Annotated in this window: 17 protein-coding genes and 1 pseudogene; 7 read left to right on the forward strand and 11 right to left on the reverse strand. The window is 62.9% G+C overall.

The window, feature by feature from the left end:
* Positions 1-63 precede the first annotated feature (63 nt).
* The 4 genes from ACP7EY_RS19280 (at position 64) to ACP7EY_RS19295 (ending at position 2,743) form a co-directional block, all read left to right on the forward strand.
* The gene (locus ACP7EY_RS19280) at positions 64-678 is read left to right on the forward strand and encodes a pyridoxamine 5'-phosphate oxidase family protein (RefSeq protein WP_426196471.1); all 615 of its coding nucleotides are present in this window, start codon (positions 64-66) and stop codon (positions 676-678) included.
* A gap of 40 nt (positions 679-718) precedes the next feature.
* Positions 719-1,144 (forward strand): hypothetical protein, encoded by a 426-nt coding sequence (locus tag ACP7EY_RS19285; protein WP_426196473.1) that lies wholly within the window; start codon positions 719-721, stop codon positions 1,142-1,144.
* Positions 1,080-1,313 (forward strand): universal stress protein, encoded by a 234-nt coding sequence (locus tag ACP7EY_RS19290; RefSeq protein ID WP_426196474.1) that lies wholly within the window; start codon positions 1,080-1,082, stop codon positions 1,311-1,313. Before ACP7EY_RS19285 ends, ACP7EY_RS19290 begins: the two co-directional genes overlap by 65 nt.
* Positions 1,314-1,513: 200 nt before the next feature.
* Positions 1,514-2,743 carry an HD-GYP domain-containing protein gene (locus tag ACP7EY_RS19295; RefSeq protein ID WP_426196476.1) on the forward strand — a complete coding sequence of 410 codons (1,230 nt, stop codon included), beginning with the start codon at positions 1,514-1,516 and terminating at the stop codon, positions 2,741-2,743.
* Positions 2,744-2,843: 100 nt separating this feature from the next.
* Here the strand turns inward: ACP7EY_RS19295 and phbB are convergent, their stop codons facing one another.
* The 4 genes from phbB to ACP7EY_RS19315 all read right to left on the reverse strand — a co-directional run bounded on the left by phbB (position 2,844) and on the right by ACP7EY_RS19315 (position 4,688).
* Positions 2,844-3,566 carry an acetoacetyl-CoA reductase gene (phbB, locus tag ACP7EY_RS19300; RefSeq protein WP_426196478.1) on the reverse strand — a complete coding sequence of 241 codons (723 nt, stop codon included), beginning with the start codon at positions 3,564-3,566 and terminating at the stop codon, positions 2,844-2,846.
* Positions 3,567-3,691: 125 nt separating this feature from the next.
* Complete coding sequence (locus ACP7EY_RS19305) at positions 3,692-3,850, reverse strand: hypothetical protein (protein WP_426196480.1); 159 nt, start codon at positions 3,848-3,850, stop codon at positions 3,692-3,694.
* Entirely contained in the window at positions 3,831-4,211 is a 381-nt protein-coding gene (locus ACP7EY_RS19310; RefSeq protein WP_426196482.1) for a TraR/DksA family transcriptional regulator, read from the reverse strand. Before ACP7EY_RS19310 ends, ACP7EY_RS19305 begins: the two co-directional genes overlap by 20 nt.
* 33 nt (positions 4,212-4,244) lie before the next feature.
* The gene (locus ACP7EY_RS19315) at positions 4,245-4,688 is read right to left on the reverse strand and encodes an Hsp20/alpha crystallin family protein (RefSeq protein ID WP_426196484.1); all 444 of its coding nucleotides are present in this window, start codon (positions 4,686-4,688) and stop codon (positions 4,245-4,247) included.
* A gap of 515 nt (positions 4,689-5,203) precedes the next feature.
* Here ACP7EY_RS19315 and ACP7EY_RS19320 point away from each other — a divergent pair.
* Positions 5,204-5,374: pseudogene (locus ACP7EY_RS19320) on the forward strand (fatty acid desaturase); the annotation flags it as partial.
* Positions 5,375-5,382: 8 nt separating this feature from the next.
* Here the strand turns inward: ACP7EY_RS19320 and ACP7EY_RS19325 are convergent.
* Genes ACP7EY_RS19325 through tssE form a run of 7 tightly spaced genes read right to left on the reverse strand, consistent with a single transcriptional unit; the run spans position 5,383 to position 12,787 of the window.
* Positions 5,383-5,658 (reverse strand): hypothetical protein, encoded by a 276-nt coding sequence (locus ACP7EY_RS19325; protein ID WP_426196507.1) that lies wholly within the window; start codon positions 5,656-5,658, stop codon positions 5,383-5,385.
* Between the two features lie 9 nt (positions 5,659-5,667).
* Positions 5,668-6,831, reverse strand: a complete 1,164-nt coding sequence (locus ACP7EY_RS19330) for a M23 family metallopeptidase (protein ID WP_426196486.1) — start codon at positions 6,829-6,831, stop codon at positions 5,668-5,670.
* A gap of 42 nt (positions 6,832-6,873) precedes the next feature.
* On the reverse strand, positions 6,874-7,470 hold the full coding sequence (locus ACP7EY_RS19335) for a DUF2345 domain-containing protein (protein WP_426196488.1): 597 nt from the start codon (positions 7,468-7,470) through the stop codon (positions 6,874-6,876).
* A gap of 30 nt (positions 7,471-7,500) precedes the next feature.
* Positions 7,501-9,339: a type VI secretion system Vgr family protein gene (locus tag ACP7EY_RS19340; RefSeq protein WP_426196490.1), complete on the reverse strand. Its 1,839-nt coding sequence runs from the start codon at positions 9,337-9,339 to the stop codon at positions 7,501-7,503.
* Between the two features lie 52 nt (positions 9,340-9,391).
* On the reverse strand, positions 9,392-10,468 hold the full coding sequence (tssG, locus tag ACP7EY_RS19345; RefSeq protein ID WP_426196492.1) for a type VI secretion system baseplate subunit TssG: 1,077 nt from the start codon (positions 10,466-10,468) through the stop codon (positions 9,392-9,394).
* The gene (tssF, locus tag ACP7EY_RS19350) at positions 10,465-12,300 is read right to left on the reverse strand and encodes a type VI secretion system baseplate subunit TssF (RefSeq protein ID WP_426196494.1); all 1,836 of its coding nucleotides are present in this window, start codon (positions 12,298-12,300) and stop codon (positions 10,465-10,467) included. Before tssF ends, tssG begins: the two co-directional genes overlap by 4 nt.
* Positions 12,301-12,325: 25 nt before the next feature.
* On the reverse strand, positions 12,326-12,787 hold the full coding sequence (gene tssE, locus ACP7EY_RS19355; RefSeq protein WP_426196496.1) for a type VI secretion system baseplate subunit TssE: 462 nt from the start codon (positions 12,785-12,787) through the stop codon (positions 12,326-12,328).
* 230 nt (positions 12,788-13,017) lie between these two features.
* On the opposite strand from tssE, the gene tssK reads away from it, so the two are divergent.
* Positions 13,018-14,367, forward strand: coding sequence for a type VI secretion system baseplate subunit TssK (gene tssK / locus ACP7EY_RS19360; protein WP_426196498.1), 1,350 nt, complete (start codon positions 13,018-13,020; stop codon positions 14,365-14,367).
* Between the two features lie 31 nt (positions 14,368-14,398).
* Positions 14,399-14,800 (forward strand): hypothetical protein, encoded by a 402-nt coding sequence (locus ACP7EY_RS19365; RefSeq protein ID WP_426196500.1) that lies wholly within the window; start codon positions 14,399-14,401, stop codon positions 14,798-14,800.
* The last annotated feature ends 641 nt before the right edge of the window (positions 14,801-15,441 follow it).

The following is a 15,441-nucleotide window of genomic DNA, read 5'->3' on the forward strand; positions in this document are numbered from 1 at the left end:
CGGCGTCCCGGCGCTGTTCCGTGGCATAGTGGGACGCGGCGATTGCGCAGGGGGCGTGTGCCGATGGGCTCGCACCTGCCGCACCTGTCGTACCTGCCGCACACCCCGCACCGCACGCGCATGCGCGACGCCTCGTCCGCGCCATCGAGCCGGCGGCGCCGTGCGCGAACCGGGCTCACCTCACGAAAGACCACCATGGCAGCACTCGATTCCCCGACCGCGGCACTGATCGACCATATCTTCAAGGGCGCCGCCGACCTGACCCTGGCGACCTTGCGCGCGGACGGCTCGCCGCATGCGTCGACCGTCAATTTCGTCCACCACGGCCTGACCCTGTACGCCGCCATTTCGCTCGACAGCGGCAAGGCCCACGATATCCACCACGACCAGCGGGTTGCGCTGACGGTCAACCTGCCCTACACGGACTGGGCCGAAATCCAGGGCGTGTCGATCGACGCCATTGCCGCCTTCGTCACCGATCCGGCGGAACTGGCGCTGGCCAGCTCCCTGCTCATCAGCAAGCTGCCAGCCTACAACACCATCATCGCCCGGCCCGACATCGTGCCGTGGCCGGGCACGCTGTTCGTGCGCATCACGCCGCACGCGCTGACCCTGCTCGACTACACGCTGGGCTACGGCCACGCGCGCCACATCGCCCTCGACCAGCCAGCCGGCTGAGGCGACGGCCCCCGCCAGCCCCTGCTACGCCGCCGCTGCCGTGATGGCGCCCATCGGTCCCGAAGACCTGGGCTTGCTCACGGAAACGGCGCAGCGCGAGCTGGCATATTTCCAGGACAGCGTGCGCCAGTGCGGCATCAGCGCCGTCGACTGGCAACTGAGCGAGACCAGCGCCAGCCGCGCCTTGCCACTGGCGGCGCGCTACTGCGACCTGCTGCTGATCGGGCAGTCGCACGTCGCCGACGCCCTCATTGCCGACACCGCGTCACTGGCGCGTACCGTGCTGGTGTACGCGCCCTGCCCCGTGCTGGTCGTACCGCCCGGCACGCCTGCCCCAGCGCCCCTTGCCGGCCTGGGATGGCGGCATGGAGGCGAGCCGTGCGGTACGCGCCGCCCTGCCCTTGCTGCGCCGACCGGCCAGCGTCGCCGCTGTCGCGTCTTCGCCGCAAACATACCCGTCCGATGAAGCATTTCCCGGCGCCGCCCTGCAAGCCTGCCTGGCCTGTCACGACATCGGCGTCGAACTGATCGTCATGGGCTGCTTCGGCCACTCGCGCCTGCGTGAAATCGTGCTGGGCGGGGCCACCGGCACGGTGCTGCGCGAGACCACGGTGCCGGTACTGATGGCACACTGAACCGGCGGCAGCAAGGGCAGCCGTTCGGTCCCGTACGCCATTTCACATTCCTGCGATATCTGCTATATTCCGAGCATTGGTCAGGATTTCTTCAAAGAAATTATCCCGTGGGCGCCGGCCGCACGGGCACCAATACGCCGCAATGTCCATGCCGGACCTGCGCGCATGCGGGCGACCGCGACTGGACTCGAAGCGGCAAGATGACCTTGAAAAAACTGAACGTGGCCGAATTACGCCTTGGCATGTATTTGCATGGCTTCGATGGCTCGTGGCTGCAGCATCCGTTCTGGAAGTCGAAATTTCTGCTCAAGGACGCCAACGATCTGCGCGCCGCGCACAACAGCGGCGTGCAGACGTGCTGGATCGACACCGCGCGCGGGCTCGATGTGGAGGCCGACGCGCCGCCTGCACCCACGCCGTCGCCGGAGCCGGAGGCGGCCGCGCCCGTGCCCGTGCTTGCGCCAGAACCGGCGAAGTTCGATCAGGAACTGCAGCGCGCCGCCGCGCTGTGCCTCAATGCGCGCGACGCAACGGCGTCGATGTTCAACGAGGCGCGCCTGGGCAACGCCATCGACACCCTGGCCTGCTTACCGCTCGTCAATGACATTTCCGACTCGGTGCTGCGCAATCGGGAAGCGCTGATCAGCCTGGCGCGCCTGAAAAGCAGCGATGACTACACCTATATGCACTCGGTGGCCGTGTGTGCGCTGATGGTGGCGCTGGCGCAGGCACTCGGCTTGGACGAGGCGGCTTGCCGCGATGCGGGCATGGCAGGCCTGCTGCACGACATCGGCAAGGCCCATATGCCGCTCGACATCCTGAACAAACCGGGCAAGCTCACCGATGACGAATTTGCCACCATCCGCCGCCACCCGGAGCGGGGCCACGATCTGCTGCTGTCCGGTGGCACGGCCAGCGCGGCGATGCTCGATGTGTGCCTGCACCACCACGAAAAAATCGATGGCAGCGGCTACCCGCACCGCCTGGAGGGCGATCAGATCTCGCTGCTGGCGCGGATGGGCGCCGTCTGCGACGTCTACGACGCCATCACCTCGAACCGTCCCTACAAGGCGGGCTGGGACCCGGCCGAGTCGGTGGCCCGGATGATTTCCTGGAAAGGGCATTTCGACAACAAGATATTGTCGGCCTTTATCAAAATCCTGGGCATCTACCCCACCGGCGCACTGGTAAAAATGCGCAGCGGCCGGCTGGCCGTGGTGATCGAACAGAACCCCGCGACCATGACGCGGCCCGTGGTGAAGGTGTTCTTCTCGACCACGGCCAACGCCCACATCGCGGTCGAACGGATCGACCTGGCGCGGCCGGACGAAAACGACGTCATCGTCGGGCGCGAACCGCGCGGACGCTGGGACGCGGCCCTGATCGACGAGATGTGGGCGGGCGACCTGGCCTCGCGCGGCATCTGGTAAGTTGAAGCGGGCCCGTCAAGGGCACGGGCGACCGTACCGGCGCGGCTGGGTAAGCTGCTGACGCCTTGCTCCGGCCCGTGCGCGGGGCGCTCCTGCGCCGTCAGCCCAGGTACTGGCCGCCGTTGACGTCGAACGTGGCCCCCGTGATGAAGCCGGCCTCCGGGGCGGCGAGGAAAGCCACCATGCGCGCCACATCCTCGGGCACGCCCAGGCGCCCCACCGGGATGCCCGCCACAATGGTCTGCAAGCGCTCCGGGCGCAGTTCCGCCAGCATGGCCGTGTCGCAGTAGCCGGGCGCGATGGCGTTGACGGTGATGCCATGGCGGGCATTTTCCAGCGCGAGCGAACGGGTGAAGCCGAGGATGCCTGCCTTGGCCGCCGCATAATTGGTCTGGCCCACCTGTCCCTTGCGGCCGTTGACGGAACTGATATTGATGATGCGTCCGTAGCCCCGTTCGCGCATGCCGCCGATCAGCGGCCGGGTCATGTTGAACATCGAGCCCAGGTTGGTGCGCAGCACGTCCTCCCACTGGGCCGCGCTCATCTTGTGAAACATGGCGTCGGCGGTGATGCCGGCGTTGTTGACCAGCACCGTGACGGGGCCCAGCGCCTCTTGTACGGTGGCCACGCCCTGCTCGCAGGCGCCGGCATCGGCCACGTCCCACGGAAACACGGCGATGCCCAGGCTGTGGCGCGCCTGCTCGGCCGCCTGCGCGTCGTGGTGGTAGGTGGCGGCCACCCGGCAGCCCGCCGCACGCAGGGCGGCGCTGATGGCCGCGCCCAGCCCCCGGGTGCCACCTGTCACCAGCGCGATCTGTTCCATGTTGCCCTCCTTTTGAGAAACGGCCGCCCCAACACGCGCCTGCCGACGCTGCCGGGCCTGCTCGCGCCACCTGCGCCAATACAGACACGGTACGAGCGGGACCGCACAAGCGCGTTTGCGCTGCCTCAAACGCCGCGCCCGGCAGCGCTACGGTAGAACAGCCGCCTGGCGCCTTCGACGGCACCCAGGTACAGCACCACCATCGCCGCCAGCAGCAGGTAGAACGGCGCCGACGGGGCGCAAGGCTGGCGCGCCCCCGCCCCCTCAGGCGGCTTGGCCCGCACAGGACAAGCAGGTGGCCGCCGCCGGCGCCACCCGCAAGCGTTCGATGCCGATCGGCGCGCCGCAGTCGACGCACAGGCCGCCCACCCCGAACTCGATGCGCCTGAGCGCGGCGTCGATGGCGCGCAGTTCGTCGACGGCGCTGCCCAGCGTGGCGATCTGCGTGGCAGTGAACATTGCATCGACGTCGCCCTCGTCCGCACCGTCGGGCTGCCCGCCCCCGCCCCGGTGAGGACGGCCGCCCTGACCGTCCTGTCCGGCCCCGTCGGCAAGCCGGGCCCGCAGCGCAAGGAGCGCGCTGAGGCGCAAGGTGCGCAACTTGTCTTCGATCTCGTCCAGGTCCGACGATGTCAGTTTGCGCATGGTGCCTCCCGTGCGTGGGCCCCAGCGGGCCGGCTACTGGATGGCCAGCGGCTTGGCGCTGCCGCCGGCTTTCTTGGGCAGGTTGAGCTCGAGCACGCCGTCGTGGAATTCGGCCCTCGCCTGGCTGTCGTCCACCGCCTGCGGCAGGGTGAAGCTGCGGTAGTACTGGCCCCACGCGCGCTCGGTGCAGATGGCGCCGGCGGCTTCCTGCTCGTTGCGCGACTCGGTGGCGGCGGAGATGGAGACCTGCGCGCCATCGATATTGACCTTGATGTCGTCCTTCTTGACCCCCGGCAGATCGGCCATGACCTTGTAGCCCTGGTCGGTCTCCGTCACGTCGATGCGCACGCGGGGCGCGACGTCGGCGCGCAGCAGCGATGGCATGCGCATATCGGAAAAGAAATCGTCGAACTCCCGGAAGGGATCGGCACGCAGCATGCGGGCAAAGGGATCGAAGCGGGTCAGTGAAAGTGCCATGATGAATCTCCAAGAAGATTACAGAAGAGTCTGCCCAAGATCAACGCCGGCATCACAATCATCCTATCGACTCGCCCCTTTACCCATATGAGCTGGATCAAGGAGGCGCCGCCGCAGGAATCGATGCCTTGCTGGGCCAGAAATTTCCCTCGATGAATAAATTTCAAGCCTCCACGTTGCGATTTGCGCTACATCAAACTTTACAAATAGACATGTGATGAACTGGCGATGCCGGTGCCAGCGCCGCCGGTGGGCCAGACACTGCCATCCGCGGCGCAGCCCTTCCCGACCGGGAACGGCGCGAAAGAAGTTCCCCTGTCGAAGGCGGGCCGCATGCGCGCCCACGGCGGCCCACAGAAAGGCAAGCAATGGCGGCACAGCAAGTACATACGGGCGTCAGTCCCGCCTTGCGCCGTTTTGCGCCCGACGTCAGCCTGTTGCGCCTGCAACCATGGCGGGCGCTGGCGGCGCTGGCGGCGGACTGGGGCCTGATCGCCCTGGCGCTGGCCGCGGCGATGCGCTGGCCCCATCCCGCCGTGTTCGTGCTGGCGGCGATCCTGATCGCGCGTACCCAGCTGGCGCTGGCGGTACTCGTGCACGCCAGCGCCCATCACAGCCTGCTGCCGGCGCCGGCGTTCAACGACGCCGTCGCGCAGGCCTGCGCCGCCGGGCCGCTCGGCTTGTCGCTGGCGAGCTACCGGGCGCGCCACCTGCGCCAGCACCGGGCGCCGCTGCGCGGAGACGACGGCGTCGCGCTGGCCCGCGGCAGCGTCAACGGTGCCGGATTGTCAGGCGTGGCCGATTTGATCCAGGACCAGCGCACCTCCAGTGTTGCCGCCTCCCACTTGCACGGAAATTTGCACACGGTTTTCTTGAGCTGGCGCGCTACGGCCGGGTCATTGCGCGCCGCGTCGGGCGAGCGCAGGCCGCTTTCCTGCGCCTCCCCGCCGCCAAAAATTTTCTTGATCATGGCCGAGTCTCATTTACAGTCGGTGGCGGCGCTGTCGTCGTCCACCAGCAGCCATCCCTTCCAGTGTGGGAAGTCTGCATCGCTGAACTTTCGCACATTGTCCGCATTCAGATTGAGCCAACCCTCGCCGCCGTCATATTTTATTTTGCGCCAGTGGGGTGCGTTGGCCGGGTTCAAGGGTGTGCTCGGTGGCGCAGTGATGCGGCCGTAGCGCAACAGTTGTAAAACCGCACCAACGGTCGGAATCTCGGGGTATTCCTGCGGATGGGCCTTTTGAGCGCTCTCCCATGTCGCGACGATGCGGGCCGCAGTTTTCGAAAGCGTCGATTCATCACCAGTGTCGGCCACAGTAGCAAGCTCGCTGCCGTCCTGGCGATAAGTTGTCGTACCCAGGCCACCCGGGGCACTACCCAGCCATCGATCGCTCCGCACGCCGACGATTATCTCAGCGGTGGTGGTCGATGCCGCAGCCTGCGCTTGCGTGGGGGGCAAGGGTGACGATGGCTTGGACCGCGGCGGCTGCACGTGCCCATCCGACCGAAAATGCGCTGGCTCATTGGCGTAGACGGGCACGCCGGCCGGAATGACGAAGTAAATTTCGCCGAAGACGAGGTCGGCGCGCCCATCGGCATTTGTCGACAGAGGGCCACCTGTGCGCCCGACCAGCTTTCGGAGGTTGGCATCGTCGCAGCAAATTTCGAAATGAAAACGGTCTTTTTCAGTGTAAATGCGGCCGGCAAACCCGATCGGATCCCTGCGGCGGACAGTGGCCCCGGCGGAAAGTTTCTCGTTCAAGCCGGTAAGATGGTGATAGACAGAATAGTACGTAAAACTTCCGCTGTCGCCCTGGCAGATCTGCATGCGATGCTCAAGAACGATGCAAGCATCGCTGGTGTAGCCGTCGAAATAATTGAGTGGATGGTCTTGCTCCGAGGGCGATGCAACGGTGACCTGACGCACGAAGACCACCTTGCCGTCGGCGACCGCGCAAATCTCCGCCGCTCTGGTGCCGTTACGCGGCGCGCTAAGGTGCAGGCCGCCATGCCACTCGAACTCGTGGCTGAGCGGATAGGCACCGCGGCCCGGGGCGTCGCCTATCATGCAACGATCGATCCATTCGTCCTCGTGCTCGTTTTCGTTGCGAGGCAATAAGATCGGCGGACTGATGATCATATGGAGCAATTCTTGAAAGAATGATAGAACAGGCGTCTTCGATCAGCAGGAAACCGGCCGCTGCCTTTTTCTTTCAGTTTTTTTCATGGTTTTTATGTCGCATATTTCTAGTTCGGCCGGCATGTTCCTGGCGCCCACGAAGTGGTGCTCAGCAGCATGGAAGGTATGTTTGCCGTTGGTGCCGAACTCAATCCCGCCGGCGCTAAACTTGCCGTAACTGCCACCGCCATTGATGACCAGCTCTTCCTTGGCGGTGATGGTGATGCAATTGGCGTTCTGCGTGATGTTCAGTTTCGCCAGCATGTGCAGATTGTGCGACAGCGCCCTGATGTCGATGTCGCCCGCTGCCGCCACCAGTTTCATGCCCGCCTTGTAGACCAACAGACGGAAGGTGTTGCCGATTGTTGCGAACAGGCTCTCGCCGTTGACGATCGACAGGCTCTCGCCTGTGGTGATCGCCGTGTGTTCGTCACTGGCGAAATGCATCGATCGGCCGCTGCTCGCTTCGATGCCGCCCTGGCTGGCCAGAAGAAGGTGGGGCTTGGACAGTTCTGGAAATTGAGCGCCCTGTCCCTTGATCTCCTCATTCTGCCCCTTGATCGCGTCGGCCACCGCACTTTGCATTTTTTGTTCCTGCACGCCATAGTCCTGCGCCAGATCGGCGTGGGCCTAGTGTTGCTCGCGGGCCGCCAGGAGACGCCTGACAGTTTCCCCCATGTCCTTGATGTGCGAAGCGGCACCCAGGCGCGCCTCGGTAGTAATCAGTAGCCCCTTCGCCGCGCGTACCACGCCCCAGGCGTCGCTGCGCAGCTCGAAGCCCTCGCCGCGCTCATCCTTGCGGCCGGCATTGTCCTCGATGCGGGCAATGCGGCCCAGCGACAGCTGGCTGCACCCGTGGTCGCTCTTGAGCTGAGCCTGGATGCCGCCCTTGGTGTCGTCGAGCACCAGGTGATTACTCCGTCCACCGCCGCCCAGCTCGCGGCTGCGCAGGCCCGACAGCGCGCCCTGCCCCGGCAGCTGCCACGGCGGCATGTTGGCGCTGTTGTAGACCACCCCGGTGACGATGGGATGGTCGACGTTACCGCCCACGTACTGCACCATCACCTCCTGGCCGGCGCGGGGCAGGCCAATCTGGCCGAACTGTCCACCGGCGACCGGAATGGCCACGCGCACCCACTGCGAGCTGGCCTCGTCGTACTGGCCCATGCGGTCCCAGTGGAACTGCAGTTTGATGCGGCCGAGGCTGTCCGTGTGGATCTGCTGGCCGGCGGGCCCCACGACCAGCGCCGTCTGCACGCCGGGGTCAACGCAGCGCTCGCTGTTATGGCCGCGGCCTGGCCGCCAGCGCACGCTCTGGCGCACGCACATCATGTCGTTGGTATAGATGGAGCTGGCGCCGGGGCCGGCCTGGTAATTGTTGCTGGCGTGATGGTCGATCGCGACGATCACATAGTCGCGTGCAGCGATGGCCATCCGCGGCGGCTCGCTGCTGAAGTGACCGACCAGCCGAAAACTGCGGCCGGCCTGGGCGTTACAGTCGTTGCCGGCCGCGTGGAAGAATTGCTTCATGCTGTCGAGTTCTTGCATGCGTCGCGCTGCCAGCGCCTCGCCGTCGGCATGATCGCTGTAGGCATAAGCTCCGGTGTCGGCAAACCGTTCGTAGGAATACACTTCACCCTGGCGGTTGGCGGAATAGCCCAGCGCGCGCTGCGGACGTGGCGCCTTGTAATCGAAGCTGGTCAAGGTGAGCGAACCGCTGCCGATCTGGCGCGCCGGCTGCCATTGTTTGATTCCATCGCCTTCGCCGGCGCCCGATTCGCTTCGGAAGGCCATCTCGCCGACTGCATCATCGTCGGCGCCCTTTTCGATGTCGATCCATGGTGCGAATGCCGTGTTGTCGGCAAGCCACAAGGTATGGCCGTCGGCACGGTGCTCGTACCAGTAGTGCAGGCCCAAGGCTTCCCAACGCCGGTGCAGGTGGTTGTAGTCGGTTTCGTTGTACTGGTTGGCGCAGCTGAGCTTCGGGTCGGGATCATCGATCCGGGTCTTGAGGTCGCGCTCCGGGTACAGCTCGAACGTCGCCTCGGTCAGCTCGATCACGCTTTTATTTTGGAACGACACGCAGTCCTGGCGCAGCTTGGTGAACGCCAGCCACGGCCCCAGCACCATCTGGTAGAAGGCGAAGCCGCCGTCAGTCCTGATCAGGCGGAATTCGGCGACGTAGCCGTTGAAATAGCGTAGCGAACCATCGGCGCGCACCAGTGAAACGGTCGCCATCTTGGCCATCATCGATTTGAGGGGGATGAAAGCATTGTCCGAGAGCAGCTCAAGGTCGATATGGAAGTCGCGCGAGAGCTCCTCGCGCGTGTCCATTGTGTTGACCAGCAGGACACCTTTTTCCGGGCCGTCGCCGAACGGGAAGTTCAGCCGCAACAGCCGGTTCAACTGCGAGGTGGTGCCGAAACACGACAGGGCGGCGATGTCGGCCGCCGCTTCGCTCAAATTCATAAGTAATCCTTCGTCGACGATTGTTCTGACCTTGCTACAAGGCGGGCAGGTTTCAGGAGACCAGGCACAAGGCGCTCCCTGCCGGGGGCCGGGCGACGTGCATCTTGAACAGGTAGCGCGCATCGGCGTTGGCCGGCGAGCCGGGGACGCTGGCAAGGAAACTGCCCCACCCGAGCCGGTCCGGCGCCGGCTTGTTGGCGCTCAGCACTGCGGGGCGCACGCATTCGGGTTTGAGCAGCAATCGCACCTCGCAGTCCAGGTTGGACATGCCGAAGCGCTGCAGCATGCGCTTGACGCCCCTGGCGATGGCACCATGAGGCAGACAGCGATCGCGCTCTGCCGCATCGAGCGGGCCGATATTGAGCCGGATGCGCAGGTCGCAACGCCAGATCCGCTTACCCAATGCGGCACCATGGCCCAACAACGGCCCGCGATCGCCCAGGATGGTTTGCTGGTCTGTACCAATATTGTCCCAGCAGCCGACGAATTGCTCGAGTTCGACCGGCACGCCGAAATGGTCGCTGAGCGCGTCGGCAACGGCGAATGCGGACACGGGCCGCGTACGAAAGGCGGCGGCAAAGTACGCTTCCACATCATCCTCGCTGCTTGCGTGGTGACGTGCGCTCGCCTCCTTGAAGCCGCCCAGTTGGGTGAGCATCCCGCGCAGCGGATCGACGCCGTGTGTGTCGACACTCGTTTCCATCCGGTACTTGCCCCAAGCTTCGAAGAACAGGCCCACCATGCGGTTCGACAGGATGTCGAGGAAAGCGCGCGCGCTGCCGTCCTTGGTGTCTAGCTGCTGGGCTGCGATGCGCTCGGAATAATGAAATGGGAGGCTGCCGCTGGTGCCGAGCAGGCCGATGAACGCCGGCGTGAGCGCAATCTGACCGGGCACACCCGGCGCGACCTGATTGCCGTGTTCGGCCGAATCGGCCGCACCGGTCAGCTCGGCTTTCAGCGCCTCGATTTCGCTGGCGGGAAAGCCGAGCGAAACGCTGTTTTGAAACCGCAACACGTGCTTGAAGGCGTCATCGTACGTCACGCCCTGCGCGCGCAGCCACAGCAGCAGGAGCCGCAGCGCCTGGCGAAATTGGTACTGGGCCGGTTCGTCGAACAGGTGGTCGATCACACCAGCTGCTGGTAGCCGTTCCTTGGCTTGCATCGCTTGATCTCCTCACCGGTCTGTTGCGACATGACGAGCAATTGGACAAAGCTGTTGTGCTGCACATACAGCCCGAGAAACTGGTCGATGACTTCACTGAATATGTGCACGCCACTGCCGACGAAGGCTTCCTCGTCGATCGTGATGCGCACTTCGATGCCGTGCACCAGGCAGGGCCCCAGTTTGCGGCGCATCCAGGTGGCGCTGTCGGCGTAGTCCAGATCGACGATGCCTGCGATCAGCCGCTGGGACGTGGCGGACTGCGGCAAGTCGTACAGGGTCAGCATTTCGCGCAGCGCCTCCAGGCCTTCCTGCACCAGCGAATGGTGGTTGAGGGTCAGGTGGGAAATCAGGCGCCAATTCTGGCCGTTGCCGGAGGGGAAGCGGTACGACGGCGAAGGGCGCCGCAGGAAGCGAATCGGCGTCTGCATGGCGCCCTTGAGCAACTTCAGGTCGCCATCACGCTGACCGCATTTCAGCCTCGACGGCCAATCCCGGTTGGTGCAGCTGAGCATGAGAGAGAGGCAGCTTTTTTCCTTCGACAACATGGCCAGGTCAGCGTCGACCAGGGTAATGCGCTTCTCGAATCCGGGGCTGATGGCGGCGACCGACTCGTCGTGGCGCATGACCCAGTAATGGCCGGCGTCAGCGGCGTCTTCCCCATGGCGCAGCGAATAGAAAGGACGAAATTCGGTTGGGGAGGACGTAGCAGCGCTCTGGCGCACCATGTGGACGCTATCGATCGAATAGACCTCGTAGCCCTGCGGATGCTGCGAGTGGGCGAGCACCGGGTAGTCCACTGTCGTGCCGGTCACGGCAATAGGAACCCCGGGCTGCGTGAACAGGTTGACCACCGGGGTGCAGCCGGGCACAAGGTTGGCGGCCGACAGTCCGCGCAACATGCGCGCCACATTCGAGTCGGCGCGCACGCCGGCGCAGCCCAGGTGCAAGGTAAGCCGCTTGCAGGCCGGCCCGGTGTGTTGAAACAGCGCGCCCAGATCGATGTCAAAAAAATTAAATTTTTCGGGAAAGGCGAAGTATTCGGTGAGCACGCGGTAGGCGCGATGGGATCGCGCCCCGAAGGGAATCAGCGCCTCGTCGTCACTCAAGCCGACCCGCCGCAGCGGAATGGCCGGCAAGGCAAGCCAGCTGCCATCGTCCAGTTCAAGGTGGGCACACACCACGCGCATGAACATCGTGTCGAGCAGCGTCGCGCAAAACGACGCCTCGCCGTCGATGAACAGCCGCAAGTGCGACTGCCCATCCAGGGGCAGGCCCGCGCCAATGTCGATCTCGATGTCGATCGAGCAGGACGCGGCGATCGGCAAACGCACGCCAGGTGGCGCCTTGATCAGCGCATTGAACTTCGCCGATGCAATGCCAAGCGGCGCCTCGACCACGTCGTAGGCCGTGCGGAAGCGGCAAGGCACGCCCTGGACCGGGGCCGAATCGAGGATGCTGCCGCGGGCCACCCGGTTGATCGAAGGCGCCGCGCCCTCGCCCGTCACGGCCCTGTCAAAGCGCGCGATCGCGCAGGAGGGAAACGGCCGCATGTAGTGGGGATGGAGGACGTCGAGCAAGCGTTCGGTGAATTGCGGGTAGTCGTCGTCGAGGCGCTTGGAAATCCGGGCGGCGATCAGCGCCACCGACTGGATCAAGCGCTCGACATGGGGATCCTCGCAGCTGTCGCCGGCGATGTGCAGCTTGCCGGCGACCTTCGGATAGCGCCGGGCAAACTCGCTGCTGAGCAGCCTGAGCTGAACCATTTCCAGCTCGTATTCCTTCAGTATGTCATCCATGGGGGCGGGCCGATGCCAAAGGGGTTCAGGTTTTGCGAATCGAATAGCGCTGTGTCGCCGGCTCGAGTACCGCGTCGAAGTGCAGCATGTCGGAGGCGGCTTGGGCTTTGAGCTTTCCCGAAATGACGAAGTCGAAACGGTTGATCTGGCTGCTGCGCTGGCGCAGCGTGGCGGTGACGCCTTGCAGGCGCGGCTCATGCCGCTCGATGGTCAGCAGCACAGCGGCGCAGATTTTCTTGCGGTCGGTGTCACTGGTCATGCACAGGTCGGCAAAATCAGTCAGTCCGTAGGTCAGCACCGATCTGCTGGCCTCGGGATAGGCGACAAATAGCTGCTCCGGCATCGCCGCACGGGTATTGAGCAGCGACTCGAGGTCGCGCGCGACCGCATCCTTGAGATGGTCGAGCGTCCAGGTGGCCGGGACCGCCTCGCGCTGATCGTCAAGGAGCCGGTCGAATAGTCCAGGCGCGTAGCGTTGCTTTTCCATCGATCCCTCCCCGGCGCGGCGATCCCGCTGATCGAAGAGAATTATTGCCGCGCTGAAATCGGCGAATTTGCGCTATATCAAAGCCGAAGCAGTCGTTGTAGCACGGTCCTGAAGTGACAGGTTTCGAAAAATTAATCGGGGCAACTTGATGAAAATCAATCAGCCAGTTGAGACGGCCTTTACGCTTCCATAGCGCTTGCATTGGATCAAACAAAACCAGGGAGAAAGCGATGAGTCTGCCGTCAAAAGTATGTTGGTTCGAGGGACTGGCGCTGTCGCCGCAACAGTTCCAGCAGCAGGATCTGTATCACGAGGCGCGTTTGCAGCACGTCGCCGCCGCGCTCAATCCGCACCTATGGGGCGTGCGGGCGATCGAGTGGGATGGCGCCGCCCTGGCGAACAACGCGCTGCAAGTGACGGCTGTGTCCCTCATTTTTCAGGATGGTGAAGTCTATGAAGCGTCGGCGATGGAAAAGCTGCCCGCGCCGATCGATCTGCGCGCGCTACCGGCCAGCGTCCAGCACTGCACCTACTATGCCGCTTTACCTCGATTCAATCTCTACGGCGACAACCTGTCGCGCACCTCCGACGAACGCGATGCGCGCTATGCCAGGCGTGACCGCGACACCATTGACTTATATTCCGAAGCGATCGAGACGCCCGTTCTTTTTCTCCAGAAGAATGTACGACTGCTCTCGCAATTCGAGTCGCGTGATGCCTACGTCGCTTTCCCGATTGTGCGGATCCGGCGCAAGGCGAGTGGCGGCTTCGAACTCGACCCGGCCTTCTTCGCGCCGTCCTTGTCGACGGGAGCGTCGGCCCCACTGCAGGCGATGCTCGAGAGCCTGCTCGCGCAGCTGTACGTGAAGATCGAGGCGCTATACGGGCGCCACCGGCAGGTGAGCGATGATGTTTTCGAAATTCAAAACTTCGACATCACTTCTTACCTTCTGCTCAACACCATTACCAGCGCCAGCGCCTCGCTGTCGCACTGCCTGCGCTACCGGGCCCACCACCCCGAGTTCCTGTTCGACAAACTCAGTGCACTCGCCGGCGGCTTGCTGGCATTCTCGCGCCGCTACAGCATCGACACCTTTCCCGCCTATAACCATGAAAATGCGGCGGCGGGCTTCCTCCAGCTCGACGCCATCATCCGCGACTTGATCGAGGTGACCTTGTCGAGCCGCTATCACGTCATCGAGCTTGTCAGGGACCCGGCGCGGCCCACCCGCCATGTGGCCACACTCAGTGCGGACCTGGTGGACGAAACGACCATGCTGGGCATTGCCGTCAGCGCCGAGATGCCGGCACTCGAACTGGTCGCAGCCGTGCCGGACCGTTTCAAGATCTGTGCACCGGCCAACATCGACAACATCGTCCAGTTCGCGCTGTCGGGTGTGAAGCTCATTCATATGGCGCAGGTACCGGCCGCTGTACCTGTGCGACCCAACACCCATTATTTTAGTCTGGAGAGCAAAGGGGATTTGTACGAAGCAATGCTGCGGAACCGGGCATTGACACTGGAAGCAGCCGGCGGCATTCCTGGATTAAAGGTTGAATTATTCTGCCTGGCCGCCTAGCTTACTAGCTTCCTGGAGTCAAAGGGACGATATGGAAAGCGATAAAGTAGTAGTTCTATTTATTCCTGTGCGTAAGGGAATGATAGAGAAGATGAAGACTTTCTATGGTGACATCCTTCGCTTCACCATTGACGGAAGTGAGTTTTTCATGAACAATATAGAGGCTATTCGCGGTCAGTTGCAATATTCAAAAGTGAAGATTGATCCAGCAAAGAATCCGCTGTTTCAGTTCAATATCGTAAGTGATTTCCCCGAATATTGCATATCATTGCGGCAGCAAGGCGTTCATTTTGATTTTGTCGCGATGACGCCAGGCGGATATATGGCGAAGATATTCGACGCTTGTGATAACTCGATATTAATCGGATGTGACAGTTTTGAAACCAGTAGCGATATCGGCATATCGAGTTGGAATGAATACCGACGCTACTAGCTTGAATATTTCATGACACGATCACATATCATTGTAGCAAACTAGACGGTGCTTTTCTGAAGAGTCGATGCTTGCTATATTCAAAAAAAATGAGGTGTGGCAGATCCAAACAGAACAAGCTCGTCACTCTGGCGGTACCTGCAGGTCCAAGTAGAAAATTAATATCCGAAGCGGAGTGGTTGATACCGCGGCACATCCGCCCGAGTGAATTTGTGGGCAAGAGAAAAGTAACATGACAACTATCCCGACTTGTGATCTACGTAAGGTCGATGTGCCCCAAGGAAGGTTTAACTGGACCACATTTTCAGAATTTGCATTGACGTTTGATCCTCTGTCTGAGGCTATAGACCAATTCAATCAAGTGCCTACAAGCGCGGTGCCATCTGACACATGGACTGCAGTGACCTTGCGGTATTTTCTCTATTGCTGGCAGCGGATCGGAAATAATCAGGGAGGGATGAGACAGGAGGCAATTAACAAGGTTCAGGCAGCTCTGAACATTCTTCGTGCAAAGATCTGAATAGAAGGGGCAGCCTCTAAAACCAAGTGCAACACCCTTTGCTGTAAGGTGCTGCCATGCCGAAAATCTATACCCATCTGACGACACAGGAGCGCGCCGTCGTGATGACCATGCGGGACGA

This window comes from Massilia sp. DWR3-1-1 (assembly GCF_049898325.1).
Taxonomy (GTDB): Bacteria; Pseudomonadota; Gammaproteobacteria; order Burkholderiales; family Burkholderiaceae_D; genus JAFCUW01.